General features: G+C 61.8%; 27 protein-coding genes and 1 pseudogene. 17 read left to right on the forward strand and 11 right to left on the reverse strand.

All coding sequences use genetic code 11. The annotated features are described in order from the left end of the window. The coding region (locus tag B2246_RS02345; protein WP_286962530.1) for a hypothetical protein at window positions 1-349 on the forward strand (349 nt) is incomplete at its 5' end. Between the two features lie 120 nt (window positions 350-469). Then, the gene (locus tag B2246_RS02350; RefSeq protein WP_186425628.1) at window positions 470-742 is read left to right on the forward strand and encodes a hypothetical protein; all 273 of its coding nucleotides are present in this window, start codon (window positions 470-472) and stop codon (window positions 740-742) included. A gap of 139 nt (window positions 743-881) precedes the next feature. Here the strand turns inward: B2246_RS02350 and B2246_RS02355 are convergent, their stop codons facing one another. The 3 genes from B2246_RS02355 to B2246_RS02365 form a co-directional block, all read right to left on the reverse strand. Continuing rightward, window positions 882-2,123, reverse strand: a complete 1,242-nt coding sequence (locus B2246_RS02355) for a YbfB/YjiJ family MFS transporter (protein ID WP_008652410.1) — start codon at window positions 2,121-2,123, stop codon at window positions 882-884. A gap of 78 nt (window positions 2,124-2,201) precedes the next feature. Next, complete coding sequence (locus B2246_RS02360) at window positions 2,202-2,804, reverse strand: TetR/AcrR family transcriptional regulator (protein ID WP_286962531.1); 603 nt, start codon at window positions 2,802-2,804, stop codon at window positions 2,202-2,204. A 150-nt stretch (window positions 2,805-2,954) separates the two neighbouring features. Further along, on the reverse strand, window positions 2,955-3,920 hold the full coding sequence (locus B2246_RS02365) for a helix-turn-helix transcriptional regulator (RefSeq protein WP_286962533.1): 966 nt from the start codon (window positions 3,918-3,920) through the stop codon (window positions 2,955-2,957). 258 nt (window positions 3,921-4,178) lie between these two features. Between B2246_RS02365 and B2246_RS02370 the strand changes: the two genes are divergently transcribed. The 3 genes and pseudogenes from B2246_RS02370 to B2246_RS29110 all read left to right on the forward strand — a co-directional run. Further along, window positions 4,179-4,412 carry a hypothetical protein gene (locus B2246_RS02370; RefSeq protein WP_152415113.1) on the forward strand — a complete coding sequence of 78 codons (234 nt, stop codon included), beginning with the start codon at window positions 4,179-4,181 and terminating at the stop codon, window positions 4,410-4,412. Between the two features lie 327 nt (window positions 4,413-4,739). Then, window positions 4,740-5,948: an NAD(P)/FAD-dependent oxidoreductase gene (locus tag B2246_RS02375; RefSeq protein WP_008652402.1), complete on the forward strand. Its 1,209-nt coding sequence runs from the start codon at window positions 4,740-4,742 to the stop codon at window positions 5,946-5,948. Window positions 5,949-6,048: 100 nt separating this feature from the next. Then, window positions 6,049-6,245, forward strand: a pseudogene (locus tag B2246_RS29110) (oxidoreductase); the annotation flags it as partial. Between the two features lie 46 nt (window positions 6,246-6,291). On the opposite strand, the gene B2246_RS02380 reads toward B2246_RS29110, so the two are convergent. The 7 genes from B2246_RS02380 to B2246_RS02410 form a co-directional block, all read right to left on the reverse strand. Further along, the gene (locus B2246_RS02380) at window positions 6,292-6,867 is read right to left on the reverse strand and encodes an RrF2 family transcriptional regulator (protein ID WP_008652400.1); all 576 of its coding nucleotides are present in this window, start codon (window positions 6,865-6,867) and stop codon (window positions 6,292-6,294) included. Window positions 6,868-6,992: 125 nt separating this feature from the next. After that, window positions 6,993-8,552 (reverse strand): DHA2 family efflux MFS transporter permease subunit, encoded by a 1,560-nt coding sequence (locus tag B2246_RS02385; RefSeq protein ID WP_035883299.1) that lies wholly within the window; start codon window positions 8,550-8,552, stop codon window positions 6,993-6,995. Window positions 8,553-8,584: 32 nt separating this feature from the next. Next, window positions 8,585-9,859 carry an HlyD family efflux transporter periplasmic adaptor subunit gene (locus tag B2246_RS02390; protein ID WP_411860100.1) on the reverse strand — a complete coding sequence of 425 codons (1,275 nt, stop codon included), beginning with the start codon at window positions 9,857-9,859 and terminating at the stop codon, window positions 8,585-8,587. Between the two features lie 26 nt (window positions 9,860-9,885). Beyond that, complete coding sequence (locus tag B2246_RS02395) at window positions 9,886-11,352, reverse strand: efflux transporter outer membrane subunit (RefSeq protein WP_286962535.1); 1,467 nt, start codon at window positions 11,350-11,352, stop codon at window positions 9,886-9,888. A 317-nt stretch (window positions 11,353-11,669) separates the two neighbouring features. After that, window positions 11,670-12,110 carry a cupin domain-containing protein gene (locus B2246_RS02400; protein WP_286962536.1) on the reverse strand — a complete coding sequence of 147 codons (441 nt, stop codon included), beginning with the start codon at window positions 12,108-12,110 and terminating at the stop codon, window positions 11,670-11,672. A gap of 8 nt (window positions 12,111-12,118) precedes the next feature. Beyond that, window positions 12,119-12,556 carry a carboxymuconolactone decarboxylase family protein gene (locus B2246_RS02405; protein WP_008652395.1) on the reverse strand — a complete coding sequence of 146 codons (438 nt, stop codon included), beginning with the start codon at window positions 12,554-12,556 and terminating at the stop codon, window positions 12,119-12,121. Between the two features lie 130 nt (window positions 12,557-12,686). Next, a complete protein-coding gene (locus tag B2246_RS02410) occupies window positions 12,687-14,120 on the reverse strand; it encodes a PLP-dependent aminotransferase family protein (protein ID WP_035883302.1) in 1,434 nt (477 codons plus the stop codon). Window positions 14,121-14,323: 203 nt separating this feature from the next. On the opposite strand from B2246_RS02410, the gene B2246_RS02415 reads away from it, so the two are divergent. From B2246_RS02415 to B2246_RS02450, 8 genes are all read left to right on the forward strand, one after another. Beyond that, complete coding sequence (locus tag B2246_RS02415) at window positions 14,324-15,043, forward strand: SDR family oxidoreductase (protein ID WP_286962537.1); 720 nt, start codon at window positions 14,324-14,326, stop codon at window positions 15,041-15,043. A 281-nt stretch (window positions 15,044-15,324) separates the two neighbouring features. Next, the gene (locus tag B2246_RS02420; RefSeq protein ID WP_286962538.1) at window positions 15,325-16,326 is read left to right on the forward strand and encodes an AraC family transcriptional regulator; all 1,002 of its coding nucleotides are present in this window, start codon (window positions 15,325-15,327) and stop codon (window positions 16,324-16,326) included. 3 nt (window positions 16,327-16,329) lie between these two features. Further along, window positions 16,330-17,301: an AraC family transcriptional regulator gene (locus B2246_RS02425; RefSeq protein ID WP_080709769.1), complete on the forward strand. Its 972-nt coding sequence runs from the start codon at window positions 16,330-16,332 to the stop codon at window positions 17,299-17,301. A gap of 157 nt (window positions 17,302-17,458) precedes the next feature. Further along, entirely contained in the window at window positions 17,459-19,048 is a 1,590-nt protein-coding gene (locus B2246_RS02430; RefSeq protein WP_286962541.1) for a cbb3-type cytochrome c oxidase subunit I, read from the forward strand. Next, window positions 19,045-19,644: a cbb3-type cytochrome c oxidase subunit II gene (locus B2246_RS02435; RefSeq protein WP_008652385.1), complete on the forward strand. Its 600-nt coding sequence runs from the start codon at window positions 19,045-19,047 to the stop codon at window positions 19,642-19,644. Before B2246_RS02430 ends, B2246_RS02435 begins: the two co-directional genes overlap by 4 nt. Window positions 19,645-19,659: 15 nt before the next feature. After that, on the forward strand, window positions 19,660-20,268 hold the full coding sequence (locus B2246_RS02440; RefSeq protein WP_008652382.1) for a c-type cytochrome: 609 nt from the start codon (window positions 19,660-19,662) through the stop codon (window positions 20,266-20,268). Further along, window positions 20,234-20,884, forward strand: a complete 651-nt coding sequence (locus tag B2246_RS02445; protein WP_008652381.1) for an SCO family protein — start codon at window positions 20,234-20,236, stop codon at window positions 20,882-20,884. The genes B2246_RS02440 and B2246_RS02445 overlap by 35 nt, the downstream gene beginning before the upstream one ends. Then, window positions 20,881-21,456, forward strand: coding sequence for a hypothetical protein (locus B2246_RS02450; RefSeq protein WP_286962543.1), 576 nt, complete (start codon window positions 20,881-20,883; stop codon window positions 21,454-21,456). The genes B2246_RS02445 and B2246_RS02450 overlap by 4 nt, the downstream gene beginning before the upstream one ends. Window positions 21,457-21,462: 6 nt before the next feature. Here the strand turns inward: B2246_RS02450 and B2246_RS02455 are convergent, their stop codons facing one another. Beyond that, the gene (locus tag B2246_RS02455; protein WP_186425620.1) at window positions 21,463-21,897 is read right to left on the reverse strand and encodes an SDR family oxidoreductase; all 435 of its coding nucleotides are present in this window, start codon (window positions 21,895-21,897) and stop codon (window positions 21,463-21,465) included. A 453-nt stretch (window positions 21,898-22,350) separates the two neighbouring features. Here B2246_RS02455 and B2246_RS02460 point away from each other — a divergent pair, with 453 nt between their 5' ends. The 4 genes from B2246_RS02460 to B2246_RS02475 are packed head-to-tail and all read left to right on the forward strand — an operon-like array spanning window position 22,351 to window position 26,744. Further along, entirely contained in the window at window positions 22,351-23,397 is a 1,047-nt protein-coding gene (locus B2246_RS02460; RefSeq protein WP_286962544.1) for an ABC transporter substrate-binding protein, read from the forward strand. Window positions 23,398-23,403: 6 nt separating this feature from the next. Then, on the forward strand, window positions 23,404-24,174 hold the full coding sequence (locus B2246_RS02465; RefSeq protein WP_286962545.1) for an ABC transporter ATP-binding protein: 771 nt from the start codon (window positions 23,404-23,406) through the stop codon (window positions 24,172-24,174). Beyond that, the gene (locus B2246_RS02470) at window positions 24,171-25,067 is read left to right on the forward strand and encodes an ABC transporter permease (protein ID WP_008652376.1); all 897 of its coding nucleotides are present in this window, start codon (window positions 24,171-24,173) and stop codon (window positions 25,065-25,067) included. Before B2246_RS02465 ends, B2246_RS02470 begins: the two co-directional genes overlap by 4 nt. Before the next feature lie 3 nt (window positions 25,068-25,070). Continuing rightward, window positions 25,071-26,744 (forward strand): amidohydrolase, encoded by a 1,674-nt coding sequence (locus B2246_RS02475; RefSeq protein WP_286962546.1) that lies wholly within the window; start codon window positions 25,071-25,073, stop codon window positions 26,742-26,744. The last annotated feature ends 13 nt before the right edge of the window (window positions 26,745-26,757 follow it).

Here is a 26,757-nt window from a genome sequence, read left to right on the forward strand (position 1 = left end):
TTCGTTTTGCGGGGGCAAGCTCAGGTTGATCCCGTCTGCCGGACTTCCGCCCCAGGCTGTTGCTCCCCGTGACAGCCTGGGTTTTTTATCGAGCAACGGGAGCGCAATGAGGGCTCGGTTGGTGTGCGTCAATCTTGCGAACTCGGGCCACGCGCTGCCGGTGCCGCGTGTGGTAGCGGCCTTGCGCAGCTTTTGCAGTTGCTGCCGCAGTTATGGGCGTAGCCAGCGTCTGCGCCTGGCTGTGGGCATGAACGCGTTCCTGGTAAAGCCGGCGACATTGGCATCGCTATGGCAGACGATCGAGACCGCATTGCAAGGAGGCCCGGAAGCGCCGTTGCCCAAGACGTGAATTTCGTCTCCGGAAGCATCATCGGCCGATCGGACGTCGGAATCCGGGGAGTTCCGTCCGGAATGTATCGATACCGTCGGGCTGCGGTCCCAACTGGTGCCCATGTTGGCAGAGCGCGACGTGCGCGAGATCTTCTCGCGATCCCTGGCACAGGATCGCGACGCCTTGCATGCGCAGCTGGCGGCGCCGACGCCTGCAGGGCTGAGCAAGTGGTGTCATCGTGCCGGCGGAGCGATTTCCGTGATGGAGCAGCCATACCTGCGCGGGTTGCTCAATCGGATGGTCGATCTGCTGGAGACCGGCTCTCCGGCTCAAATCCAGTCGGCGGGTGCTTCGCTGTCGGCGATGTATGACTACCTGATTGATTGGCTGGAGAAGTTGGATGTTGCGTGACTGGTGTGCGACGGACCGGGGGCGACTGTGGAGCCAGTCGTGAAGATGGCGCGCCCCACGGGGGGGCGTCGGCAAAAGACTGTCAATGGATGCTCGGCCATGCTCACTTGGAACGAAGTAGGACGTTGAAGCCGCGGCGTCAGTCGGCCTTCGGTCGCCGTACGGCGAAGTCGGTGACAAATGCCACCGCCATGGCCACTGCGCCGCACATGAAGATCAGTCTGTAGTTCTCATGCGATTGCGCGAACAGATACGCATAGCCGTAGCCACCCAGCGCCTGACATAGCGCGAACGCTATGGTGGCACGGCTCCATGCGGCGCGCTGGGCCGTGGCGTCGTGGGGCAACATCTCCTGCACTCGGCCCAAGACAAGCGGCACAATGCCTGGCGTGAAGGTGCCGAGGACGATGGTCGATAGCCACAGGGCTACCGTGTGGTGGGAGGCGGCCAGCAGTCCCACGGCCAGGCCTTGCAGCAACATCGCAAGCCGATAGGCGTTCCTGAATCCGAGCTTGCCACCTATGGCGCCCGCGAGCAGTGGGCCTGCGATAGCTGCGACGCCATAGAGTACCCAGTACCCCGCGCCGGCCGATGCACCCTGACCAAGACCGCGCGCGACGTAGTCGACCAACAGCACCATGGCAGGCACCAATCCCAGCGCGTTTGCGGCGTACTGGAAGTACAACACGCGCAATGCTGGATGGCTGGAACCCTGTGCATGGTCGGCGGGGCGGTGGCCTGCCGCAGTTGGTGCTGGCATGCCGGTTGGCACATCGGCTGAGGGCCACCCCTTCCAGCTGACAGCAGTCAGAAGCAATGACACGGCACCAAGTCCAAGCCACGTCTGTCCCAGCCCAAGCTTGAGCAACTCTGGTACCAGCGTGCCCGATGCTGCAATACCCAGTCCAAGCCCCAGGAAGATCATCCCGCTAACGAAGGCTCGCCGGCCCGGCGGCATATGCGGCAGGATCGCAGTAGCCACGAGCACCATGATGGCGCCGCCCGTCAGGCCAGAAAGAAAGCGCCAGAGGAAGAACCAGCTTACCGACACGGGTACTGCGCACGCAAAGAATGCCGCGGTGGCCAGCACCATCAGCAGACGTAAAGCATGGCGGTTCGACAGCCGGGTCGCCAGTGGGCGGCCAATCACAGCGCCAGCGAGGTACCCGGCGAAGTTTGCGGCGCCGAGTGCCACGGTGTCTGCGGCGCTGAACCAGTGGGCCTGGATCAACGAGGGAATCAGCGGCGTATAGGCGAAGCGGGCAAGACCTATAGCGACAAGGCTTGCGCAGAGTCCGGCCAGCGCCGCGTGGAGCGCACGCGCATCCAGCGCACGGTCCGTGGTGCCTGGGACTGGCGTGGTGACAGTGTTCTGTGACATGGGGTGATACCTCTGGGCGAGCGCCGCCCCACGCAGGCGGTAGCCGCGCGTAGAGACGAAGCGCTATTCAGGGAAAAGTCAGGTCGCGACGTGCGGCTTGCGTCTGAGCAGGGCCAGTACGGGTCTGACGGATGCCTCGAGCAGTGCGCGATCCGGCATGACGCGAGACATCACGCGCAGGCCGATCTGTACCGACAGCAGCGTGGCCGAAGCGTCCCTGGCAGCGAGTGTCGGGTCGATGCTCCCGTCGGCCTGGCCCGCGCGAATGGTGCGTTCGAAGAAGTGGCCGAGTGTGGTCAGTTCCTCTGCAACGATCGCCGCCAGTTCAGGGTCGTCAGCCGATGCGTCGAGCGCCGTATTGATCAGCATGCATCCCCGATGCTGCGGATCGGAGGCGCCACGTTCGATGCTTTCGGCAAAGAATGCTTCTAACGCCTGGGCCGGGGGAAGGGTGCCTTCCAGTCGCGCAATCCGTTCGCGGAGCGTGTGGTTCAGGTAGTCCTCAAGCGCCTGCAGGAACAGTGTGCGTTTGTCGCCAAAGGCGTTGTAGAGGCTAGGTTGCGTCAGTCCCATCGCCTGCGTCAGTTCGCGGGTCGAGGTGGCGTGGTAGCCCTTGGCCCAGAACGCGTCCTGCGCGGCGGAAAGTGCGGTTTGGGCGTCAAATTGGCGGGGTCGTGCCATGGCAGCAGAATTCTGTATCGAATGATATGGAACGTATTTTAGATTGATCGATACAGAATTCAAGGACGATCTTTCGTGTGGAGCTTGAGGAATGTGGAGAGGGTTCGATCAGTGATCTGCAAACGATATGTTGAGCCAGCTGGATCCCGGCTATGCAAGCCGAGCACGGCGCAAGGCCAGCGGTGTCACGCCCACATGCCGACGGAAAACGCGCGTGAAGTGAGAGTCGTCCGTGAAGCCGCACCTGCGGCCAATGGCCGCCACGGTGAGGCGATTGAACGCCGGCGATGACAACTGACGCACGGCGATATCGATGCGGGCCTTCATCAGCAGGAATCCAAAGGTCTCGTTCTGAGCGGCCAGTGCGCGATGCAGGGATCGCACCGAAATCCCCAGGTCTGCTGCCACCTGTGGCGCGATCAACGTGGACTCGGTGCATCGCGAACGAATGCAGTCGACGATTCTCTCGTTTAGCGGCTTCGAGACCTCGTGTTTATGTGTGGCGACCTGATCCGGTCCGCTCGACGCCAGAAGAATCAACGCTCCAAGCTGGTCGACGATCAGTCGGGGCGGGAGCGGCGCATTGAGGATTGTGGTGGGCTGCAATGCGGCGATAAATGTGTTCAGCGCCACTGCCCAGCGCGAGTCAGCGCCAAATTGCCTGCCGACCACTGCGCCTGTCTGAGGGACCCACTCGCTTAGCCACTGCGGATCGAAACCGATATTGATGAAGTCGTAGTCAAAAGCGATATCGAGGCTTAGCGCCTGCACGGAATCCGTGATGAATGAATCCATGGGGCGCATCGAAACTCTCGACTGGTAGCTCAGGTTCCAGGGAACGTTTCGGCTGAGCACCAGATTCAGGCAGCGTGCGCGTTGTCGTGAGATCTCGACGGCCGTGCTCCGCGCGATATGGGGGGAGCCTGCCACGTGCATCACGGTAACGGGACCGAGCGCCAGAGCCTCGATCTTCGCGCTCAGATCGGGCGAATAGGGCGTTTCGAACTGGAACGGGATGATGGCCGACTCAGTGGCGGCCTGGAAGTACTCACGTCTTTGCGTCGCTGGGACCAGATCGGTGCTCCAGCGTTGTAGTTGCCCAAGCTCGTTCCCCATCCTTTTCCCCCACTCATGGACCGTCGTCGGCGTGGCTGGCACGTAGCGTCCACGCATTCTGTGTTGCTGTCATGAATAGTCAATCCATCAAAGCATATCAAGGGCACTCTGCAATTGCCGATTGACGGGTGCCGAGCCGGCGCCCTTAGCCGGTTGCATCAGGGACTTCGCGCGATATGTGCAGCATAAGCATCTTTCGCTTTTGCCCTGCGGACCGTCTGGATCTGGCGCCGATCGAACATGGCTTCGGAGGTGGCGATGCAGTATCTGAATGGCTTGGACGCGAAGGTTGGTGACGTGGTGATGCTCGGTGACCGTGAAACCGGCGTGGTCGTGTGCAGCTTTACCAATGCGGAATATAGCCCGGGATATGAGTCATTCATGAGGCGACATGCGTCCGAGGGAATCTTGATTGATTTCCCGACCTACGGGCTGATGCATTTCAAGTTCGCAGAGGTCGGACTTACGCTGCTGTCCCGGCGGACTGGCTAGGCAAGCGTCATCCGCTGGCGCCTCGTTGCCTGGCTAGTGCCGCGATGCGGGCTATCTGCCGGTCTCTTTGGGGACTTATGCCGCGCTCCCTCCATAAACTACGACTCTGCAAGGGGCAGTAATGCTAGCGAGTCCGCGGCGACGGTGCAAGGACGATGGTGATTCCCGCACGCACACCCCGGGCTTTCGAATTCTTCCTTGCTTTTAAAACTACGACTCATAGAATCGTAGTATTGCAGTTGACGCTTGTCATTGCTGAAGAAAGCGGGCGCGCGATGAAGGCGCGGCCGAATCACTCAAACCAGGGATTGATGCAGGAGTTTGCAAATGTCCAAACGCATTCTTGTGATTGGCGCCGGCTTCGCCGGCATGTGGAGCGCGCTGGCTTCGGCCCGGCTGCTCGATGAAGTCGGACGCACGGATATCGAGATCGTGTTGGTGGCGCCTGAGGCGGAGTTGCATGTACGGCCGCGCCTCTACGAGCAGAATCCAGGCGGAATGAAGGCGCCGCTGCAGGAGATATTCAAGGCTGTCGGCGTCCGGTTCGTACAGGGTTACGTTGAGCGGATCGATGTGGCGAATCAGCAGGTGGAGGTCAGCAGCGCAGCGGGGACATCACCCGTCGTGCTTGGTTTCGATCGACTGGTGCTGGCCGCTGGAAGCCGTCTGTTCAAGCCGCAGATCTCCGGGCTGGATGAACATGCATTCAACGTCGATCAGGTGGCTTCCGCCAAAACGCTGGAAGCCCACATCGAGAAGCTGGCAACCCGTCCGGCTAGCATCGCCAGAAACACGGTCGTGGTTGCAGGCGGAGGCTTCACTGGTATCGAGACGGCGGCGGAGATGCCAGCACGTTTGCGTGAGGTTCTGGGAGACGACGCACAGGTCAATGTGATCATCGTGGAGCGAGCCAGCGAGATCGGTCCGGATCTGGGTGCCGGACCTCGACCAGTCATCATCCAGGCGCTGACGGAACTTGGCGTCAAGTGGAAGCTCGGGTCGGGTGTTGCGGCCGTGGATGCGGCCGGCGTGACGCTGGAGAGCGGTGAGCGTATCGAAGCCTTGACGGTCATCTGGACCGCCGGTGCGCGTGCCAGCAAGCTCACGGCTCAAGTCCCTGCCGAGCGCGACGGCTTTGGCCGTCTGCACGTCGATAACTATCTGAAGGTCAGGGGGCTCGAGACGGTCTATGCGACGGGCGACGTCGCGTATGCAGCCGTTGACGATGCCGGCAACTACGCCATGATGTCATGCCAGCATGCAATGAACCTTGGGCGTTCCGCCGGACACAACGTGGCCGCGGACCTGGTTGGCGACGAGCAAATCCCATACAGCCAGCCAAAGTATGTGACCTGCCTGGATCTGGGCCCCTGGGGCGCGGTGTACACGGAGGGCTGGGAGCGCGAGGTGAAGCTGGTTGGTGCCGAGGCCAAGGCGCTGAAGACGAAGATCAACACCGAGTGGATCTATCCGCCAAGCGCGGATCGCGCCGAGGCACTGGCCTCGGCGGACCCGCGTCGAATCGTGGTGGCGTAACGATCAAATGGGGCAAGACGAATCGTCTTGTCTCGTTGTTCCTGAAGGAGTGGCGAAGACCGCGTAGCTCGGGCGCTCCCGCGGTCTTGCCGGGTCCGACAAGCTCTCGGAAGGCCAATCGTTCGAAGCATTCGAGAAGACATGCTTCGAACAAGCACGTCCGACGTCGCTCCTCAAGCGATTCACTACCCCTGAAGAGGTTACGAACCTGGTTGTCTACGTCTGCTCGCAGCGTCTTCCGCGACAAATGACGCAGCACTACGTGCGGATGGCGGTGTGGTTCGTGCCGCTTTCTGAGCCGCCTGTCAAATGAGAATCGCCTTCCATCTGGAGGGCGATTTTTTCATGCACGGTTGCGCGGTCGTACGGACTTGCGCGCGGGTGGCAACGATTCCTCTGACTTGTCGCCGCGGCGGTTGACGGAACGGGCCGTCAGCCATTGGACCACCTGCGTCCCGTAACTGTTGGGTGCCTTGTCGATGGCGCGATTGGCAATGTCGAATAGCGTGTGTTGCCTGAGTTCATGCCGCATCGCCTTCTCCGCTGATTGCATGACAGCATGGATCGAGCACACGCCGCGAGTGGCCCAGGCGGGTGGCGCGTCCTCGAACACCGCGCAACGGTCGCGGATCTCCAGACAGTCGAACAACGGCTTGTCGCCATCGATGGCGACGACGACGTCATGCACCGTGATCTTGTCTGCCGGCCGCGCCAGGCTGAAGCCGCCTCGTATGCCTTCGGTAGCGACTACGAGGTTTGCCTTCGCCAGCTTGGTGAACAGCTTTGCCAGATAGTCAGCGGGGATACCCTGCAGTTCCGCGAGATCCCTCACGCTTGCGGTTTCCACCGACGCCTGTGAGCGCGACAGGTAAAGGAGGCAATGCAACCCGTATTCCACACCGGTGCTGATGAATGACATGACAACTAAGAGTTATTGGATCGTAGTTGTCAGGTTATACAGGTGCGCGCTGATCCGCAAGCAAATGTACGTTTGGCGAGCACCTGCGATTTGTTCGGATGTACCCGGGATCGTACTGACGACATCTAGTGGGCAGCGGATGCCGCACCGGACGCCGCACCACGCGCTGGCTTGGTCAGCCAGATCAGCGGAACGATGGCGACGAAGATGACGGCTGAAATCCAGAAGATGTCGTTCAGGCCCAGCATGATCGCCTGGGTATTGAGCTGTCTTTCAAAGTAGGCGGTCGCCTGGCCAGGGGATAGGTGCATCACGGACTGGATGGCCTCCAGCGCGGCACTGTAGTTCGGATTACCAGGGTTTGCCTGTTCGACCAGTTGTGCGTGATGCAGTATGGCGCGGTCGTTCCACACAGTGGTCGCCAGCGACGTTCCCACCGCGCCGCAGAACACGCGGGCAAAGTTCGACAGTCCGGCCGCGGCGGGGATTTTCTCTGGTGGGAGACCGGAAAGAATGATGGCCGTCAACGGAACAAAGAACAATGCTGTTGGAATGCCCTGCAGCAGCGTTGGGAGAACCAACGTGAACGTGTCGACTCCCGTGGTGTAGTGAGAGCGCATGAAGAACACCGCGGCAAAGCCGAGAAACGAAAGGGTGGAGAGAATGCGCAACTCGGCTTTTGGCATCAGTTTGCCAAGGACCGGCGCAAGCACCACCGCGAAGATGCCCAATGGCGCCGTGACAAGGCCGGCATTGACGGCTGGATAGGCGAGGTACTGCTGCATCCATTGCGGCAGCACGACCAGATTCGCGAAGAAGACCGCATAGGCCACCGATATTGCGATGGTGCCGGCGAGGAAGTTGCGTCCCTTGAACAGCCTCAGCTCGACGATCGGATTGGCTTCGGTCAGTTCCCAGATCACGAAGAACAGGAAGCCGAGCAGGGCAACAATGGCCAGGCTGATAATCACCGGCGAAGCGAACCAGTCGAGATCCTTGCCTTTGTCCAGCATGATCTGAAGGGCTGCCACCCAGGTGACAAGGGCCGCTAGTCCTATGGCGTCAATCGGCAGAATACGGGTCGTTGTCTCGCGACTACGATAGATCGCCCAGGTGACTGCGGCAGCAAATAGCCCAACGGGGATGTTGATATAGAAGATCCATGACCAGGAATAGCTGTCAGTCATCCATCCCCCCAAAGCCGGGCCGGCAATTGGTCCCACGGTAGCGGTCATCGCCCACAACGCGAGTGCCTGACCGCTTTTCTCCTTGGGATAGGACCCCAGGAGAATTGCTTGCGAGAGCGGAATCATCGGACCCGCGACGGCTCCCTGGAGGATTCGTGCCGCGAGAAGGAAAGTGAGATTGGGCGCGACGCCGCATAGCCACGACGACAGGACAAACAGCAGAATCGATCCCACGAACAGGCGAATCTGCCCCACGCGCTGGGTCAGCCATCCCGTCAGTGGAATGGCTACCGCATTGGCGGCCGCGAACAGCGTGATCACCCACGTGCCTTCATCCACGGAGACGCCGAGGTTGCCAGAGATGGTCGGGATGGCGACGTTGGCAATGGATGAATCCAGCACGTTCATGAATGTGGCCAGCGCGACGGCCAGACTGCCCATTGCCAGCTTGCCACCGGTCAGCGGCGGCGGTAATTCGCTTGTCATCGGATTTGCCATGATGCCCTCAGTTAGCGTTGGCGACTACGGTTTCACGAGGCCCTGGCGAGTGCTGAAGGACTAGCCGCCGGCCGCGCATTCCTGGTCGTTTCGTTTCGCGTGGCGAGGTCGCTGTTGCTGTTGCTGTTCCGGGCGATGATCCGAGCGATCTCGCTGTCGGCTTCCGCACCGTAGCGCTCGAACACTTCGGTGCGATAGGCGGTGCGAATTGGTGTGCTTGCGCCCTTGGCGGGGGAAAGTTCTCCGCCGCGCTCCCTGGTCTCGACATCGACCTGCATAGACAGGCCAACCTGCAGTGGGTGCGCGCGCAGCTCCACCGGATCAAGTGCGATCCGCACCGGCAGTCGCTGGACGACCTTGATCCAGTTGCCAGTCGCGTTCTGCGCGGGTAGCGCGGAAAAGGCGCTACCAGTGCCCGCGGAGAAGCCCACGACCTTGCCGTGATAGGTCACCTTGCCGCCGTACAGATCGGCGTGGAGTTCCACTGGCTGGCCAATTCGGATGTGCTTGAGCTGAACCTCCTTGAAGTTGGCGTCTACCCAGACTCCATCGAGAGGCACGATGGCCATGAGTGGATTGCCAGGCGCAACACGTTGACCGACTTGCACGGATCGACGCGCGACATAGCCGGTCACGGGTGCGGGCAGCGTGTTTCGTGCATTGGCGAGATAGGCATCCCTCACGCGTGTGGCGGCCGCTTGAACACTGGGGTGATCGGCCACGCTAGCCTGGTCGGTCAACGCATGGTTCGAGGCGAGCTGTTGCTTCGCCGTTTCCAGCGCGGCTTCGGCAGCCTTCACGGTGTCCCTTGCGTGCGCGACGTCCTCCGCCGCAACCGCGCCACTTTCCGAGGCTTCGGTTCGACGCCGCAGATCATCTCGTGCCCGGGAAAGGTCCACCTGCCGCTGTTGAACAGTTGCAGCCAGCGTGTTGTTGTTGACATATAGGGCACTCACTTGGCGAACGGTCTGCCCGAGCGCTGCCTCGGCATTGGCCAGGGCGATGCGCGCGTCTGCGGGGTCGAGCGTGACGATCGCATCGCCCGCGCTGACGATCTCCGTGTCGTCGGCATTGACGGCGACCACCGTCCCGCTTACCTGAGGGGTGAGTTGCACCAGATTGCCGTTGACGTAGGCGTCGTCGGTGTCTTCGTGAAAGCGTGCCACGCTGTAGTAGTACGCGCCGTAGCCTGCCGCTGCCACCAGAGCGCCCAGCCCAAGCAGGGCCAGCAGACGCTTGCGGGTTTTCGGCGCGCTGGACGCGGCCTTGGGATTGTCAGTGGGGTTCGGGTTGGTCGTGGTCATCATGTCACCTGTATCTGTGGCGTGGCGGCTCACCGGGTTGTGTCCGCGCTTTGTGTGTCGTCGGCCGTGTACCCGCCGCCCAGGGCCGCTGCCAGCGCAATCTGGCGGTCGCGTCGTTGCATCCGGAGCGTTGTCACGGTCTGGCTGCTGGCCAATGCCGTGGTCTGCGCATTCAGCACTGTCAACTGCGTGGTCAGTCCGGCGCGGTACTGTGCCATCGCCAGTTTCAAGGCGCGTTGCGCGGCCTCGTCGGCTCGGACCGCGTTGATGATCTGGGCGTTGACGGAGCGAATGTCCGACAGTTGCGTGGCCACATCGGTCAATGCCTGGATCAGGGTGTCGTTGTAATTCGCCACGGCAAAGTCGAAGTCGGCGTAGCGTCCTTTCAGTTGCGCGCGCAGTGCGCCACCGTCGAAGATCGGCAGGTGGATGGCAGGGCCGGCGGAGACCGTGCGGCTCGCCGCATGCAGAAAGCGTCCCCACCCGAACGCATCGAGGCCGATGGCAGCGCTCAGGTTGATGTCTGGGTAGAACTCGGCTTTCGCCACCTTGATGTCGTGAGTGGTGGCCTCCACTCTCCAGCGCGCGGCGACGATGTCGGGGCGGCGTGCCACGAGGTCTGCTGGAAGGTTGTCAGGCAGATGAATTTCTTCGGCGCCACCGAGTGCCGGCTTGGCGATGGCGAGCCCGCGGTCCGGGCCTTTGCCGAGCAGCGCGCCAAGTTGGTAGCGGGTACGCTGGATACTTCCCTCAAGGGCAGAGACGGAAACTTGCGCAGCCGCGAGATTTGCTTCGGCAGTCTGTTGCTCCACGGCGGTATCCAGTCCCATCCGGACCCGACCGCGTGTAACCCGCAGGACTTCCTCGCGTTGCGTGACTTCATCGCGCGCAATATCCAGAAGCGCGTACAAGCGGGCGAGTTCGTTGTAACTGCGGGCGATGGCCTGACTCAGGGTCAGTTTTACCTGCTCCGCTTCTGCCTCCGTCATGTGGACCATCGAGACTGCGGAGCGGAGGGCTTCGCGATTCTTGCCCCAAAGATCGAGCTCGTAGGACGCGCTGATGATCGCCTTGTTTTCCGATTGCCACGTGCCGGCAAAGGCTGGCGGTATAAAGGTGCTTTCAGTCAGTCGCTGGCGAGTCCAGGAATACCCCGCGCCTACCTGAGGGAGGGTGTTCGCATTGGCGCTTTCGCTGAATGCCACGGCCGCCGCGATACGGGCACGTGCCTTGTCGATGGATGGGCTACCCGCCAAGGCTTCGTCGATCAGGGCCTTGAGTTGGGCGTCGCCAAACTGCGATGCCCAGTCCGTGGCGGGCCAATGCCCTCCCTCGGACGGCATGCTTTGCGCAGTGGCAATCTGCGTCGGCAGTGCCATGTCCTTGTCGCTATGAATGCCCGCATAGTTCGCGCATCCAGCAAGTACTGCGGCCACTATCGTTGAGAGCGCGAGCAGTGTGGCGCGCTGCTTCGCCTGGGGTGATTGCCAAACCATTTTCCGACTCATCAATGGGTGTGGTGGATAAAGTGACTGGACGGGCATTCCAGAACTGATTTCGCCGTCCACGCATTTAACTGACTGGACAATAGTTGCCTAGGCAAATAAATTCAAGGCGCGCTGCGATGGATTCTTTCAATCGGCTCGATTGCGAAAACCGATGCGCTGTATTGGCCTCGGAGGCCGATGCGCGAACGACAGAAGCGATGACAGGGCGACGCGTCGCCCTGTCAATCTGGGGTGGATTTCAGGACGGGCGGCAGCGTCGCGACATCAGGCCGAGCTGCCCAACGGCATGCCCGGGGTCCAGGTGCCTAGCGAGCGTCCAGCGGCAGCTTCACCGGCGTATTGCCCTCCGCAATCCCGTAGACAAGCAACTTCGCAGGCTTGGTGGAACTGGCATTGCGGGACACCAGGTGCTTCGCGCCTGGCGGTTCATACCAGGCTTCTCCCGTCTTGTAGACGCGGGCGGGTTGGCCATCGAGCTGGGATTCCACTTCACCGTCAAGCACATAGGCGAAGATCGAACCCGGATGTCGATGTGGTTCAGAGGCTTGCCCCGGTTCGTAGGCCACCGTGATCATGAACACGTGACGTCCTTTGGCCTCGGGGATGTCCTGCTTCATCACCGGCGTTGTTGTCTCGTGTCCGGCTTCGTGCGCAAGTGCCGGCCTGGCGGCTGTCATGGTGCAGAGCAGCATGGCGGCAACCAGGGGCACCTGAAGCGCAGTGCGACGTATGGCGAGCGCTGTCATGGCGGACCTCACGCTGGTGTCTTGCGGAACGAAATCGCGAAACGGTTCCACGTATTGATGGTCGAGATCAGAAGCGTCAGGTCCACGAGTTCCGCGTCGTCGAAGTGCGGCCGCACGGCGGTCCAGACTTCATCTGGCACATGATCCTGAGATACGAGCGTGACGGCTTCGGTCCAGGCCAGCGCCGCGCGTTCGCGATCTGTGAAGAAGGGTGTTTCGCGCCAGACGGACAGCGTGGCAAGGCGGCGATCGTCTTCTCCGCCCTTGCGCGCGTCCGCAGTATGAAGGTCGATGCAGTAGGCGCAGCCGTTGATCAGGGAGGCCCGGAGCCGAATCAGCTCCACCAGGGACTTCTCGAGGCTGGATTCGCTGATGCGCTTTTCCAGACCAAGCAGCGCCTTGATGGCGTTCGGGTTGGCATTGTAGAAATCGAGACGTTGGGTCATGACTTTTTCCTTGGCTTGTTCATATGCGTGCCGGCTGGCACGCCTCAGACGCAAGCTTAGGCAATGAAGTGGTGACCTTTTAGTACCGATTTATGGCTATTTTGAGGTGACCAATTTTCGGGGCACGCCATCAGCGCCGGGTGGCGCGAAGTGTTTCGCCGAGTTGGGTCAGGCCACTCCGCATATCGTCCACACCGATGCCGCCGTAGCCAAAGAGGATGCCTTGCCGCGAAGGCTGGGAATTGAACATCCTGGAAATGCCGTACAGGCCCACCGATGCCTGGTTGGCCCGGGCAATGACGTCTGCTTCGTTTGTATCGTCGGCCAGTATCGCGACCAGATGGATGCCGGCCGCGGACGGTAGCGGCGTGAAGAAATCGGACAGGTCGCCCTGCAGGTACTCCAGCAGCGTCGCGCGTCGCCTGGCATATTCCCTGTGCATGTGGCGCAGATGCTTGGCGAAGTATCCGTCCAGCATGAACTTGCCCAATGCGGTCTGCATCAGGGTGCTGCTATGCCAGTCACTGACCTGTTTGGCCTTTCGAAGTGTGGCCGCCAGGGACGACGGCGGAATCATGTAGCCAATCCGCAGTTCCGGAAAGATGGTCTTCGAGAACGTGCCAACGTATGCAACGACTCCGGCGTTGTCGAGACTCTTCAGTGATTCCATCGGTCGACCCTCGAAGCGATATTCGCCGTCATAGTCATCCTCGATCACGAGAGCGCCTCGCCGGTGCGCCCATTCGAGCAGGGCAAGGCGGCGCTCGAGCGTCATCGGCATGCCTAGCGGAAACTGGTGGGAAGGCGTGACGTAGACCATCCTCGCCTTCGACGGCAGGGCATCCACCCGCAAACCGTCCTTGTCGACCGGTACGTCGATCACCCTGGCGCCCGCCGCGGTGAAGACGCTTCGCGCGGGGGGATAGCCGGGATCTTCCACCGCGATCACATCGCCTGGCCGGATGACCGCGCGCGCCAGCAGTTCAATGGCCTGTTGCGCGCCATTGGTCACGATGACGTCCTGCCAGTTGCTGACCACCGCGCGGTTCGAAGCCAGATAACGCGAGATGGCCAGACGCAGTTCCTGATCGCCCGATGGGTCGTGATAGGACCCGTTTCCGCGCGCCTGGATGCGCAGCGCGTGGCTAACGCATTTGCGCCATTTGTCGAACGGAAACAGGCGCTTGTCGGTGACGCCGCCTACGAAATCGAAGCGTGCCGGCATGTCTTTCCGGCTCGCGGGCAATGCCTCGGGTAGCGTTTCCCACACCGCTCCAGTGGCCTGCACGATCCGCTCGCGCGGCGGCGTAGGCGCCAGGCGCGTCATCTCTTCGGACACGAAGGTTCCGTCGCCGGTACGGGACCGCAGATAGCCTTCGCCGATCAACCGCTCGAACACATCGAGCGTCGTCTTTCTGGAGACGTCGAGCTCCGACGCCAGCGTGCGTGTGGAGGGTAGGCGTTCTCCTGGCGCGAGCCGTCCGTCGACGATGCTGGCGCGAATCTGTCGATAGATCTGACCAGCCAGGTCACGGCGGCCGCGGAGCTTGATGTGGGCGTTCATCTTGTAGGCGCGAATGGCGATTCCGCCGGATTCTAGGGCTAGTTGCGGCGTTGAAGAGGAGTACGCGGCCCGAAACCACACTGGTGATGTGGGGTCTCGGTGCGTTCGTTGTGTTTTGTATCGATCGATCTATAATAATTTCGTAGCAATCGATACAAAATCGGCCGGGGCGAGGGCGCTCTGGCACGGAACGTGGATATGCAATGTCACACAAGACTTTCCTGATCACCGGTGCGAGCAAGGGAATCGGCCGGGCCTTGTCCCATCGCCTGGCGGCTGCCGGGCACAAAGTGATCGGCGTCGCGCGTAACGCCGACCCCGGTTTCCCCGGCATTCTGGTGCCCATCGATCTCACGGACCCGGTTGCCACTGAACATGCGCTGACGACACTGAGGTCCGAGCACGTGATCGACGGTGTCGTGAACAACGTGGGGTTCATCGAGCTTGCACCACTTGGCAATATCGACCTAGACGCCATGGACGACATGTTTCGGTCGAACCTGCGGCCAGCCGTTCAGCTTGTCCAGGCGCTGTTGCCGGATATGCGGGAGCGGGGTTGGGGCCGTATCGTGAACCTGTCGAGCCTTGTCGTGCTGGGCGTTGCGAACCGCTCCGTCTATGCCGCGGCCAAAAGCGCCATGATCAGCTTCACACGAACGTGGGCACTCGAACTCGCTCCCACCGGGATCACGGTGAATGCGGTCGCGCCGGGGCCTGTTGAAACCGAAATGTTCCGTGCCAATACGCCACTGGGCAGCGATGCGGAGAAGCGATTTCTGTCCATGGTGCCGATGGGGCGTCTGGGCAAGCCGGACGAACTGGCCGCCGCGATCGAATTCCTGCTTTCCGAGCCTGCCGGCTTTATTACGGGGCAGACGCTGTTCGTGGATGGCGGCGCGTCGATTGGCAAGGCAGCGCTCTAGCGCCCGGGACAGTGCCCCGTAGTCCTGCGATGGAAGGGCGTATCGCGGAGACGACCGGTGGCACCGCCGTAGGCCGGCGAGACATCTTGTGGCCTCGTTGGCCCCTTTGTGCTCGTTGGCCCCTTTGGGCCGATTGGCACGCAGCGGCCAGACGATCGTGACGTCTGGCACTTATATCCCGGTTGCGCTGGTCGCGCGCGGGCACACTGGCATCAAATCCCATGAGATGACCGCCGATACCAGACCGGTAGAGGCGGCCGTTCCGACCATGAGGTCTCGCCATGCGTGCCCAATCGCCCCTGTTGATCAGAAATTGGTCCACCAGCGATGTTCCGCAAAGCCAGCGGTACGACTACTACGCCCATGCCTTGGCAACAGCAATTTTCCCGATCCAGTTGAGCGGGAGCGCGCCGAGTGCCTTTGGCGTGGACATGTCCGCTGCCGACCTGGGCGGCATGACAGTCATCCGCCAGCGCGGAACCCCGCACCGTTGCTTTGCCGACAGGGGCAATATCGCGAGAGCCGAGGGCCGAACGTTCCACTTGCTTACCAGCACGCGATCCGCATGGACACTGGAGCACTTGACGCGCGAACGTCTGGGGCCCGGCGATGTGATCATGTGCGACTCGTCTATTCCGTTCAATCTCGAAATCGGCAACGAGTTCAACATCGTTCACGTCGCACTGTCGGAAGCCTGGATTCGGCAGTGGCTGCCCGCACCGTCCGTCCTGGTCGGCGCCAGGATAGACGCGAACGATAGCTGGGGCCGCGCGCTATCGGCATTCCTGCAGAGTCTGGAACCCGCACGGCTCGCCGACTATCCGCTGCCACGTTCATTCATTGGCGACCACATTGGATCGCTGCTGGCGTTCCTTGCGCAAAGCAGGAGCGCAGTTCCACCGAAGCCAGTCAAAACCGAGGGTGCTGCGGTGCTGGATCGCATTCGCGACTGCATGGCCGGACAGTCGCGCGAGGCGACCCTGTGCGCGGCCGACGTCGCTGCAGCGGTAAGCATTTCGGTTCGTAGTCTCCATCGCCACTTCGCAAAATCGTCCACGACGTTTGGAGCCGTACTGATGGCCATGCGATGCGCGGATGCGGTTCGGATGCTGGAATCATCGAGCTTCAGCAGGCTGACCGTCGCCGAGATTGGGCGGCGGGCGGGGTTTGCCGATGCCGCCCATTTTTCCCGGGTGGTGCGTGCTCGCGTGGGACACACGCCAAACCAGCTCCGCCGCGCGCACGCTGGCCCCTCGACCCACGACGATCCGAAGGAGGAGTAAATCGTGAGCGCAATCGTGACCTGGTCGACCAACGCCGTTCCCCGAACGCAACGACTTGACTACTTCGCCGCGGCGTTGTCCTCGGCCCTTGTCCCAATGCAGGTGGAGGCCACACACACGGGTGCGCTCGCATCGCATATGTCGATGCTCGAAATCGATGACGTAGACGTGCTGTCGCAATGCGGATCCGCGCATCGGTCATTGCGCGGTCGCGCGGAGCTTGCGCGGAGTGGTGCGCACACCTACCACCTCATCGTGAATCGACGCGCAGCCTGGTACGTGGAACACGCGGGCGCCACGCGCGTGCGGGCGGGGCAGGCATTCCTGATCGACTCGGCAAGGGCCAATCTCATCGAAATGCCGTCAGCCTACGAGGTCATCCACGTGAAGATGCCCGAAGCATGGCTGCGCCGCTGGGTGCGGGAGCCGAGCCGGTTGGTTGGCCGGCCGCTCGGCGGCGAGGTCGGCCAGATGGATCATGCGTTGGCAGCGTTCGTGGCCGGAATGACGCCACACGCGCTGCGCGATGGACCGTTGCCGGCATTGATGATGATCGATCATCTCGGCGCCATGCTCGCCATGGCGAGCGGAACAACGGGAAGACCGATCGCGGCCTCGTCCGCCGCGCTTGCGCTCTACAACAAGGTGTTCGCCTGCATTGCCAACCGGAGCGCGGAGTCCCTGCTGAGCCCCGGTGACATCGCGAATTCGCTGGAGATTGCAGAGAGCGAGTTGCACAGTGTGCTCGCGTCGTTCGGCGACACCTTTGCGAGCCTGCTTGTCACGCATCGTCTCGCCAATGCGCGTCGGATGTTGGCGTCTCGCGCATTCGAGACCTTCACTGTGCCCGAGATCGCGCTTCGCGCCGGCTTCTCTCGCGGCGCCGATTTGACGAAACTGCTTGATCCCGGCGACGCATCCGCCAGCGATACCCGCGAAGCGCAGGATCGGCCGAAACGTCTCCGATCCTCGTAGCGTTTGGTGCCGCTCCAATGGCTACCTGAAAATGCATCAAAAGTGGCTATGTGAAGTAACCGGAATTCGGCCGTAAGCTCCGGCACCAGCACGTTTCATCGTTCGCCTCGAACTCACCAGCGGATTCACGTCGGATACGCGTTGCCTGCGAGTCTTCATGAATACAGTCGCCATCCTGATATCGGCGTTTCTGCTTTCAGTGTTTGCCCTCGGGGCATTCATCTGGAGTATGCGGAAGGGCCTGTTTGATACCTCGCCGGCCGCGGCACGCGTGATCTTCGCCGATGAGGAGGCTGGGCACCCGGAAGACCCAGCGTCGGCGCGCCATGGAATCGTCGACCGGTCGCGCGAAGAAGCCGACCGGTCATCCGCGCCAGTCGTGTTCCTGTTCATCTGTTGCGCGATGGTATGGCTTCTGGTTGCTTCGGTCGCCGGCCTGACCGCGTCGATCAAGCTGCACGAACCCGATCTGCTGGCTTCGGTGCCGTGGCTGTCTTTTGGCCGGATACGCACGATTCATCTGAATGCGGTGGCCTATGGCTGGGCACCAATGGCGGGGCTTGGCATCGCGATCTTCTTGCTGCCGCGCCTGCTGAAGACCGAGCTGATGGGCGGGCGCTGGGCGGTGCTGGGGGCCGCGCTCTGGAATGCCGGGTTGATCGCGGGTATCGGCAGTATCGCGGCGGGCATTTCCGATGGACTCGAATGGCTGGAGATTCCCTGGCAGGTCGATATCCTGTTTGTGATCGGCGGCGCGTTCGTCGGCTTTCCCCTTGTGTTGACGCTGGTGAATCGCAAGGTCGACCACCTCTATGTTTCCGTCTGGTACATGGGATGCGCGTTGTTCTGGTTCCCCGTGCTCTTTCTCGTTGCCAACATTCCGGGTCTCCATTTCGGCGTGGAGCAGGCCACCATGAACTGGTGGTTCGGACATAACGTGCTGGGTCTGTTCTACACACCGCTTGCGCTTGCCTCGATCTACTACTTCCTGCCGAAGATCATTGGACAGCCGGTCAGGTCTTACGGCTTGTCATTGCTTGGGTTCTGGGCGCTGGCTTTCTTCTACGGCCAAGTGGGCGGGCACCACCTGGTGGGCGGACCGGTACCGGGTTGGCTGATCACACTTTCGATCGTGCAGAGCATGATGATGCTGATTCCGGTCATCGCGTTCTCGATCAACCAGCACCAGACGCTACGGGGCCACTTTCGCCAGCTGATCGAATCCCCGACGCTTCGGTTCGTGACTTTCGGCGGCATGATGTACACGCTGAGCTCGATTCAGGGTTCCTTCGAGGCGTTGCGAGCCGTCAATCGCGTCACCCACTTCACGCACTACACGGTCGCACACGCGCATCTTGGCCTCTATGCCTTCGTGAGCTTCGCGTTTTTTGGCGCGATCTACTTTATCGTGCCGCGTATCTCCGGTCGCGAGTGGCCATACCGTTGGATGATCTATTGCCACTTCTGGCTGGCCGCCGGCGGGATTGGCGTTTACTTCCTCAGTCTGACCATTGGCGGCTGGTTGCAAGGCATGGCCATGCTTGATGCCGCTCGTCCGTTCATGGATTCGGTGCAGGTGACCATTCCTTATCTGAAGGCGCGATCGGTGGGCGGCACGATGATGCTGGCCGGTCACCTTTTTCTTGTTGCGAACTTCGTATGCGCGATCTTTGGGCTTGGTCCCAACCGCGATCGCCCTGCGCTATTTCACCAGGGCAGCAAGCCGGAGCAGGGAGTGGGAACATGAACAACGAAAGCGCACTGCTTGCCGGTGGCATGACGATGCTGGCGATCGCCACCAGCGCATTGGTCGTAATCCCGTACCTGCAGTTGCACGACGTAAAGCCAACGCCAGGCCTGAAGCCGTACACCACCGCGGAGTTGCGTGGGCGCGGCGTGTATATCGCCAATGGCTGCATCTACTGTCATTCGCAGCAACCACGAGACAGCAGTTTCGCGCCCGATGCCAAACGTGGCTGGGGGCGAGCCGCCGTTGCCGGCGACTACTACTACGACAGCCCCCATCTTCTCGGCACCATGCGAACGGGGCCGGATCTGATGAACATCGGGGTGCGCCAGCCCAGCGCAGACTGGCATCTCGGGCATCTGTACCAGCCCCGTGCCTATGTCAGCGGCAGCATCATGCCGAGCTATCCATACCTGTTCGATGCCAAGGACGCTCCCGATGCAGGCGAGAAGGCCATCACCTTGCCACCAGGCTACGCGCCAGTTGGCAAGGTAATTGTTCCCACTGCGGCAGCGCTGGATCTTGTGGCATACCTGCAGTCTCTGAACCGGACCGGGCCTGTATTGCCACCGATCGATGGCGCCGCGGCGCGCTGAAGGCAGGAGACTGCAATGACCGATGTTCGGGAAACACGGCAGGCCGAGGCGGCGCGTGCGCGCGAGCACGAAGACCCGCATGAGAACCAGGCGCCCATTCCGCGCTATGTGCTGGCAATGGTTGCTGTCCTGGTGGCTTGGGGGGCGTGGTACATCGCCACGGCGCCAATCAATCAGGCGCCCGAACTGGGCGATCGTCGCACGCTGGCGGACCTGCGCGGCAATTCGAAGGGCGCTGGAGCGAAGGTCGATGGCGCCGCCATCTTTCAGAGCCGCTGCGTGGCTTGCCATCAGGCCAATGGACAAGGCTTGCCCGGCGTCTTTCCGCCTTTGGCCGGATCGGAGTGGGCCAACGGTAACGAGTCCCGCGTCGCACGGATTGTATTGCGAGGCGTGACCGGCAAGCTGACTGTCAAGGGCGCAGTCTATAACGGGGCGATGCCAGCCTTTGCCGACCAGCTTACCGATGCCGAGATCGCGGCCGTACTGACACATGTACGCGCCCAGTGGGGAAATAGTGCTTCGGCAATTTCGGCGGAAACCGTTGCGGCATCGCGTGCCGACACCGCTGGGATGAAAGGATCCTTTGATGGCGACGCCGCGCTTGGCGGGCCCGGCGGCTAGGCCGTGGCTGGCGCTTGGTGCCGTACTGGCGGCGGGCATCGCCGGGCTGCACGCGCTGACCTACGGCCTGTCGGCCTGGACACTGGACGAGCGACGTGACCTGCGGATCGCGTCGCTGGACCTTCGAATGCCAGCGACTGCGGTGCGGAACCAGCAAGGGCATGGTGCCGAATTGTTCTCCGGAAACGCGCCGTCGACGGTGTATATCGTGGATTTCATCTACACGCGCTGCAATACCGTATGTAGCGCGCTGGGCGGCGAGTTCGCGCAGTTGTCTCGCCAGGTCAAGGCCGATGGCTTGTCAGGTCGACTTGGTCTTGTATCGATATCACTCGATGCACGCGATACGGCAGGCGACTTGAAAGCGTACGCCACAACCTATCGGGCGAGCTTGCCGGAGTGGGAGGTAGTCACCGCAAACGATTTGCGCGAACTGAAGGCGTTGCTACGCCAGACGGATGTGATAGCGATACCGGATGGGATGGGCGGCATCACGCATAACGGGGCACTCGACGTGGTTTCCGCGAATGGTGTGGTTTTAGCCACGTATCCAATGGAGCAGTTTCAGCAGGCGTACTTGTTTGCACGAAGCCTCGTGCGTCAGGCGGCGCGATGAGCAGGAAGTCATGGCATCTCGTTCTGCTGATTTGCCTGATTCCGGCGCTGCCCCCGCTCCGTGACGTCGTCGAGGCATCGATGTCTTCGCTGATGTTGTGTCTGCTGCCATGTTTGGCCGTGGCGGGTTGGGCCTTCGCAGAGCTATATGTCATAAGACACCGGAGCCTAATGGCCACTATGCAGCCTTACGGGCTCGCTCTCTGTACCCTGAGCACATTTGCGTACGGCGTCTGGATGGTGCCCATTGCCATTGACCTGTCCAGAATGTCGATGGCTACGGGCATTGCGCGCGATGTTTCGGTGTGCGTGGCGGGATTCTCGATGGCGCTCGCAATCCGCATTTCGCCGTGGCCCGTCTTACTCTTCTTCACTGGCAACCTGGTCTGGATGGGCGTAACGGTTGGGTTGATCTTTGTTGACGAGCAGGTGCGACTCTGCGCGAACTATCTGCTTGGAGACCAGCATCAGGCCGGAGCGGGCATCGTCGCTTACTCGGCCGGTGCGGGACTTTGGTTGCTCGGATGGGTTTGTCGCAAGGCGGGTCTTGCGGATCTGTCATCGGATATCTAGTTGGCTTCACTCCGCATAATCGCCGTCGATCTGCAGGACGGTGCCGGTTGCGAAGCCGTTGGCAATCAGGAAGAGGCCCGCCTGGGCCAGTCCCGATGCAGTACCCACGCGACCGACCGGCAGGCCCGCGCCGATGCCGTGTAGCACGCTGGCGCGCGCGTCGGACGGCAGAAAGTCCCAGGTCGGGGAATCGACTACGCCCGGGGAGACGACGTTGACGCGAATCGGTGCCAGCTCCACGGCCAGCGTTCGCGCCAGTCCGTCGAGCGCCGCGTTGACCGCCGCCGCGATGCTGGCCCCTGCGTTGGCCTTGTACCCGGCGCCTTCAGCCAGTGAACGCTGAACGGTTCGACGGACCGGACGACACCAGCACGTTTCGCAGCGTCTCCCAATGACAGTGCCTGACCGACCCGTAGCAGTCCCTTGCTGCTGAGCTGGCAATGTCCGGTGATGCGTCAGGAAGGGACAGCGATGATCGATGGTGTCAAAGCAATCCGGCCATGACGGGAAATCACCGAGGGCATCAAGATATTGCTTGTCCAGGGGTACCAGTCCGAACGGGTTCGGCGTGCAGGCGTCGCGAACGCCGACATCGCCCGAGATGCTATTTCGTCGGTATCAGCGAAACCCACTGGCCGGGTCTAAGACCGCGTGAATTGACTGCAGCCAGAGCAATTGCCATGACCGCGCCGGAATTGCGTCCTTGCCACGCTCGATCTGTGCGGATGTCTGCAGTGAGAGCAGTTAGGCGAGAAGCCTTGCCCGGTGCGACGAAACGGTCTTATGTGCTGAGTCTACGAGCCAGTTCCGCAGTTCGATAGTTGAAATGCTTCCTTGTGTGCCACCTGGTGGATTCCTAACATTGCCCAGTTTGCAATTGCTTTGGAGTGGTACATGAGTTCGGTCTTCGAGGCCTCCTACGTCAACGTAGGTCGACGTTCGCTGTTGCGGGGAATCGGCGCTGTAGCGGCGGGTGTTTCAGGCGTGCTGCCCGGTTTGTCGCTGGCGCAACAGCGCGAACAGGCGACGCTAGCCACAGGCAGTGCTGGCTACACGTGGGCCCTGACAGCGGTGGCCGAGAGCGCTGGCTACTGGAAGAAGCGCAATGTGGACCTGCGCGTCCAGGATTTCACGACGGGCCGTGACGCCATGCAGGCTTTGCTGGGTGGCTCGGCGAACTTTTCGACGACGACGGATACGCCACTGGTATTTGCCGTGCTGCAGGGCCTCAAGCCGGCGGTACTCGCGAACTTCAGCCGCTACTCGTATGACATGAAAATCGTCGCCAGCGAGCGCAGTGGGATTGATCCCAGAAACCCCTCAAGTCTCAAGGGAAGGAGGATTGGTACCCCAGCTGGCACGTCGGGCCAGTACGCGCTGGCCAAGTATCTGGAGTTCGCCAAACTGGCACCAGGCGACATCACGCAGATCAATATCGCGCCTTCGGACCTGGTAGGCGCGCTGGTACGCGGTGATATCGACGCCTTCTCCTGGACGGCACTGGCTGGCAGTGCAGCACAGCGTCAGAGTGGCGGGAAGGTGGTGTTTCTCACCCAGAATGGCTACGAGAAGTACTTCCGTAGCCATCAGTTGTTGCTGGTCAATCAGGCGACGCTCAGCAGTCGAAAGGCCCTGCTGTCCGATGCAGTCAATGCCTTGCTCGATGCGGAGAACCATATCCACACCAACGCAGCCTGGCCGGACCAGGTGTCGAGCCGCGTTCGCAGCACGCCAGAAGAGATCCGCCAGTTCACCTCTACGTTCGAGTTCAAGGTGGAGTTCAACAAAAGCTTCGTCGAAGATCTGGTCAGCCAGGCTCAATGGGCCATCGACAACAAGCTTGCCCCTCGTCCCAAAGGCGACTTGCGGGAGCTGTTTCGCAGCGTGATCCACGACGAGACGTTGAAGTCCATCAACCCGAGCCGCGTCAGTCTGGGGTGAACGTGTATGGGTGAGCTTATTCAGTTCCAGCGCGTCTCGCAGTTCTTTGCGGTACGCGATTCCACGTCGACACAGGCGTTGAACGAGGTATCGCTGGACGTTCGCGCCGGAGAGTTCGTTTGCCTGATCGGCCCGTCAGGCTGTGGCAAGACCACGCTGATGCATCTGCTGGCAGGCTTTGTGAAGCCGACCGCTGGCGCGGTGCGCTTTCGCGGTGAGCCAGTGAGGGGGCCGGGCCCTGAGCGCGGCGTCGTGTTCCAGGAGTACGCGCTGTTTCCCTGGATGACCGCGCGCCAGAACGTGGAGTTCGGCTTGCGTGCGTTGAAGGTGGATGCCGGGGAGCGCAAGCGGCGTGCACTGCAGGCGTTGGAGCGGGTACATCTGTCCCATGCGGCGGATCGCTATCCCAATGAACTGTCTGGTGGCATGCGCCAGCGTATTGCCGTGGCGCGCTCTCTGGTCGTGGAGCCTCAGGTGCTGCTGATGGACGAGCCATTTGCCGCAGTGGACGCGATGACGCGGGCGTCGCTGCAGAATGATTTGCTGCGTCTTTGGCAGGAGACCGGCGTGTCGGTGCTGTTCGTTACCCACAACATCGATGAAGCCATCTTCCTCGCGCAGCGAGTGGTGGTCATGGCCGCGCACCCTGGAAGCGTCAGGGCCGATATTGCCATCGAGTTGCCGTACCCGCGCCAGCGCGGTTCGCTGGAGTTCGCGCAGCACTATGCCGAAATCGAGTCGGCGCTGGCGGAAGGTTACGAAAGGCGTGCAGGATGAGTTTCCCGAGTATTGCGCAACCCGAACTGGGCGCGGAAGGCAGGCGTCAAGGTGGCGCGGCAGCCACCGTCGCCGACACGGCGTCGCTGGCCGAGCGGTTCCAGCAGGATTCCGAACGACAGGAGCGAAGCCGGCGTCGCGGACGCATCGCGCTGAATCTGCTGGGCGTGGCCTTGTTTCTCCTGGCATGGGAGGCGATTCCGCATGTGTTCGAGTGGATCAATCCCGCGCTGTTTCCGCCGCCGTCCAAGGTGCTGGAGGCCGCTATCCCCTTGATTCGGTCAGGTGAACTCTTCGGGCACATCGGCATGAGCTTGTTGCGTGCCATATCAGGCTTTGTCATCGCTCTGGTGCTGGGCATTTCCGTGGGTGTGCTGACCGCACGCATTCCCTTGCTGCAGTATGTGAGTGAACCAGTGCTGCATGGCTTTCGCTCAGTGCCGTCGCTGGCCGTCGTCCCGCTGGCAGTGCTGTGGTTCGGCATAGGCGAGGCACCCAAGGTTGCGCTGATTGCCTGGGGAGCGTTTTTCCCGATCTGGATTACCACCTTCATCGGCGTGCGCGACACCAACGTGGTGTACCTCCGTTCGGCAGCTTCCTTGGGGGCGGGGCGGTTGCAGCAGCTGTTCCTCGTCGTACTGCCGGCGGCTTTGCCATTTATTCTGGCCGGCGTCCGTCAGGCGCTTGCGGTGTCGCTGGTCGTGCTGGTCGCCGCGGAACTCTCCGGGTCGACACAGGGCATTGCCTACATGATGTCGCTGGGACATCAGCTTTTCCAGGTGGAGATCATGTTCATCGGACTGGTGCTGCTGGGCGTGTTCGGTTTCCTGGCGGATCGCTTGTTCCTTCTGGTGACGCGCAAGCTGTTCCCGTGGTATCACACGGTCAGCTAGGACATGGGAGCGACACGAGGTCTGCTCGTCCTGCATAACGCGCAGATCCATACATTCGACGCGCGGCACCCGCGCGCCCACGCAATCGCGTTGCGCAACGGTAACGTGGTGGCGCTGGATGACGCTGCCGTGGCGCTCGCGCAGCAGGCCGAAGCCGTACGCGACTTGCAAGGTGCGTGTGTCATTCCGGGCTTCAACGATACCCACGCGCACATGGAGCGAGAAGGGCTGAAGGCGCTTCGCCCTTCGCTTGCACAGGCCCGCAGCGTGGCGGACGTGTTGAACGTCGTTCGCGAGCGGGCGCGATTGATGCCGAAAGGGCAGTACATCGTCACCATGCCGGTGGGTACGCCGCCTTACTACTTCGGCGGGCCCGCACAGTTGCGGGAGGCGCGCATGCCCACTCGCGAGGAGCTCGACGCAGCCGCGCCGGATCACCCGGTCTACATTCCGGCGCACTTCGGCAACTGGGGCAAGCCGCCGGGACGCGCGGCACTCAACAGTCTGGCGCTGCGGAGGAACGGACTCACGCCTGCCAGTCAGTCACGCTGCGCCGGCGTGGAGATCGGGCTGGACGCACAGGGGCAACTGAACGGTGAGATCGTCGAACACAATAATCGCCCGACGATTGAGTTTGACTTGCTTCCGGATGTGCCCCGATTCGGCTTTGCCGAGCGGATTCAAGGGCTACGTATCTCACAGCGCCTTTATCATGCGCAGGGCGTCACCAGCATCTACGAAGGCCATGGTTCGGCGCCCGAGACAATCTCCGTGTATCGCCGGTTGTGGGAGGAGGGGGAGCTGACCATGCGCACCAGCCTGGTGGTGAGCCCAACGTGGGACAACCTGACTGAGGCGGCACGTGCGATGCGGGATTGGCTGGCAGTGGCCCGTGGGCGAGGTCTTGGTGACCCGTGGTTGCGCGTGAGCGGCGTCCATCTGGCCTATGGAGGTGACGCCGCCGTGGCCTGTTGCGCGCGGCAGGACTTGCCGAACACCGGATGGTCGGGCTTCGTCGAGCAGGCCGTGACGCCGGCAGACTATCGGGCCCTGTGTTTCCTCGCGGCCGAGCATGATTTGCGAGTCAACACCATTGTGGGCGATCGTCTGCATGAGATCGTTCCGGTGCTTCGCGAAGTGGACGCAAGATTTCCGCTGAACGGGCGCCGATGGGTGATGCAGCATATTGCCCGTGCGCGTCGCGAAGACTTGCTGGCGCTGAAGTCGCTCGGCATTCTGGCCACCACTATTCCGACGTATTGCCTCTGGAAAGGTGGCAGCGCCTATCTCGACGAGACTGACGGTGGAAACGCCGTAGTGCCACATGCTACGTTCGAGGAGCTGGGGCTACCGTACTCCCTTGCGACCGACAACATCCCCTATCAGCCGTTTTTCACTCTCTGGGTGGCGGCACGCAGGCAGGAGCGCGTCAGTGGCCGTACCATCGGGCCCGGGCAGGCGCTGTCTCTGCAACAGGGCCTGGCTGCGTTCACGGTGGCAGGTGCGCGGCTGACGTTCGACGAAGACTGGAAGGGGCCGCTCTATCCCGGCTACGCGGCCGATCTGGCAGTGCTGTCGGATGACCCGTTTTCGCAGGAGCCCGAAGAATGGAAGGCATTGCACAGCACGCTCACCATCGTGGGAGGCCGGGTGGTGCATGAAGCCGAAGCGGCTTGAGTGAAGCCAGGGA

The sequence above is a fragment of the Cupriavidus sp. UBA2010 genome (assembly GCF_002335265.1).
GTDB classification, from domain to species: Bacteria; Pseudomonadota; Gammaproteobacteria; order Burkholderiales; family Burkholderiaceae; genus Cupriavidus; species Cupriavidus metallidurans.

Excerpts from the sequence above, each read along its gene's own strand:
- B2246_RS02355 (WP_008652410.1), bottom strand. The coding sequence starts at position 2,123 with ATGTCACAGAACACTGTCACCACGCCAGTCCCAGGCACCACGGACCGT.
- B2246_RS02360 (WP_286962531.1), bottom strand. The coding sequence starts at position 2,804 with ATGGCACGACCCCGCCAATTTGACGCCCAAACCGCACTTTCCGCCGCG.
- B2246_RS02365 (WP_286962533.1), bottom strand. The coding sequence starts at position 3,920 with ATGGGGAACGAGCTTGGGCAACTACAACGCTGGAGCACCGATCTGGTC.
- B2246_RS02370 (WP_152415113.1), top strand. The coding sequence starts at position 4,179 with ATGCAGTATCTGAATGGCTTGGACGCGAAGGTTGGTGACGTGGTGATG.
- B2246_RS02375 (WP_008652402.1), top strand. The coding sequence starts at position 4,740 with ATGTCCAAACGCATTCTTGTGATTGGCGCCGGCTTCGCCGGCATGTGG.
- B2246_RS02380 (WP_008652400.1), bottom strand. The coding sequence starts at position 6,867 with ATGTCATTCATCAGCACCGGTGTGGAATACGGGTTGCATTGCCTCCTT.
- B2246_RS02385 (WP_035883299.1), bottom strand. The coding sequence starts at position 8,552 with ATGGCAAATCCGATGACAAGCGAATTACCGCCGCCGCTGACCGGTGGC.
- B2246_RS02390 (WP_411860100.1), bottom strand. The coding sequence starts at position 9,859 with ATGATGACCACGACCAACCCGAACCCCACTGACAATCCCAAGGCCGCG.
- B2246_RS02395 (WP_286962535.1), bottom strand. The coding sequence starts at position 11,352 with ATGGTTTGGCAATCACCCCAGGCGAAGCAGCGCGCCACACTGCTCGCG.
- B2246_RS02400 (WP_286962536.1), bottom strand. The coding sequence starts at position 12,110 with ATGACAGCGCTCGCCATACGTCGCACTGCGCTTCAGGTGCCCCTGGTT.
- B2246_RS02405 (WP_008652395.1), bottom strand. The coding sequence starts at position 12,556 with ATGACCCAACGTCTCGATTTCTACAATGCCAACCCGAACGCCATCAAG.
- B2246_RS02410 (WP_035883302.1), bottom strand. The coding sequence starts at position 14,120 with ATGAACGCCCACATCAAGCTCCGCGGCCGCCGTGACCTGGCTGGTCAG.
- B2246_RS02415 (WP_286962537.1), top strand. The coding sequence starts at position 14,324 with ATGTCACACAAGACTTTCCTGATCACCGGTGCGAGCAAGGGAATCGGC.
- B2246_RS02420 (WP_286962538.1), top strand. The coding sequence starts at position 15,325 with ATGCGTGCCCAATCGCCCCTGTTGATCAGAAATTGGTCCACCAGCGAT.
- B2246_RS02430 (WP_286962541.1), top strand. The coding sequence starts at position 17,459 with ATGAATACAGTCGCCATCCTGATATCGGCGTTTCTGCTTTCAGTGTTT.
- B2246_RS02435 (WP_008652385.1), top strand. The coding sequence starts at position 19,045 with ATGAACAACGAAAGCGCACTGCTTGCCGGTGGCATGACGATGCTGGCG.
- B2246_RS02440 (WP_008652382.1), top strand. The coding sequence starts at position 19,660 with ATGACCGATGTTCGGGAAACACGGCAGGCCGAGGCGGCGCGTGCGCGC.
- B2246_RS02445 (WP_008652381.1), top strand. The coding sequence starts at position 20,234 with ATGGCGACGCCGCGCTTGGCGGGCCCGGCGGCTAGGCCGTGGCTGGCG.
- B2246_RS02450 (WP_286962543.1), top strand. The coding sequence starts at position 20,881 with ATGAGCAGGAAGTCATGGCATCTCGTTCTGCTGATTTGCCTGATTCCG.
- B2246_RS02460 (WP_286962544.1), top strand. The coding sequence starts at position 22,351 with ATGAGTTCGGTCTTCGAGGCCTCCTACGTCAACGTAGGTCGACGTTCG.
- B2246_RS02465 (WP_286962545.1), top strand. The coding sequence starts at position 23,404 with ATGGGTGAGCTTATTCAGTTCCAGCGCGTCTCGCAGTTCTTTGCGGTA.
- B2246_RS02470 (WP_008652376.1), top strand. The coding sequence starts at position 24,171 with ATGAGTTTCCCGAGTATTGCGCAACCCGAACTGGGCGCGGAAGGCAGG.
- B2246_RS02475 (WP_286962546.1), top strand. The coding sequence starts at position 25,071 with ATGGGAGCGACACGAGGTCTGCTCGTCCTGCATAACGCGCAGATCCAT.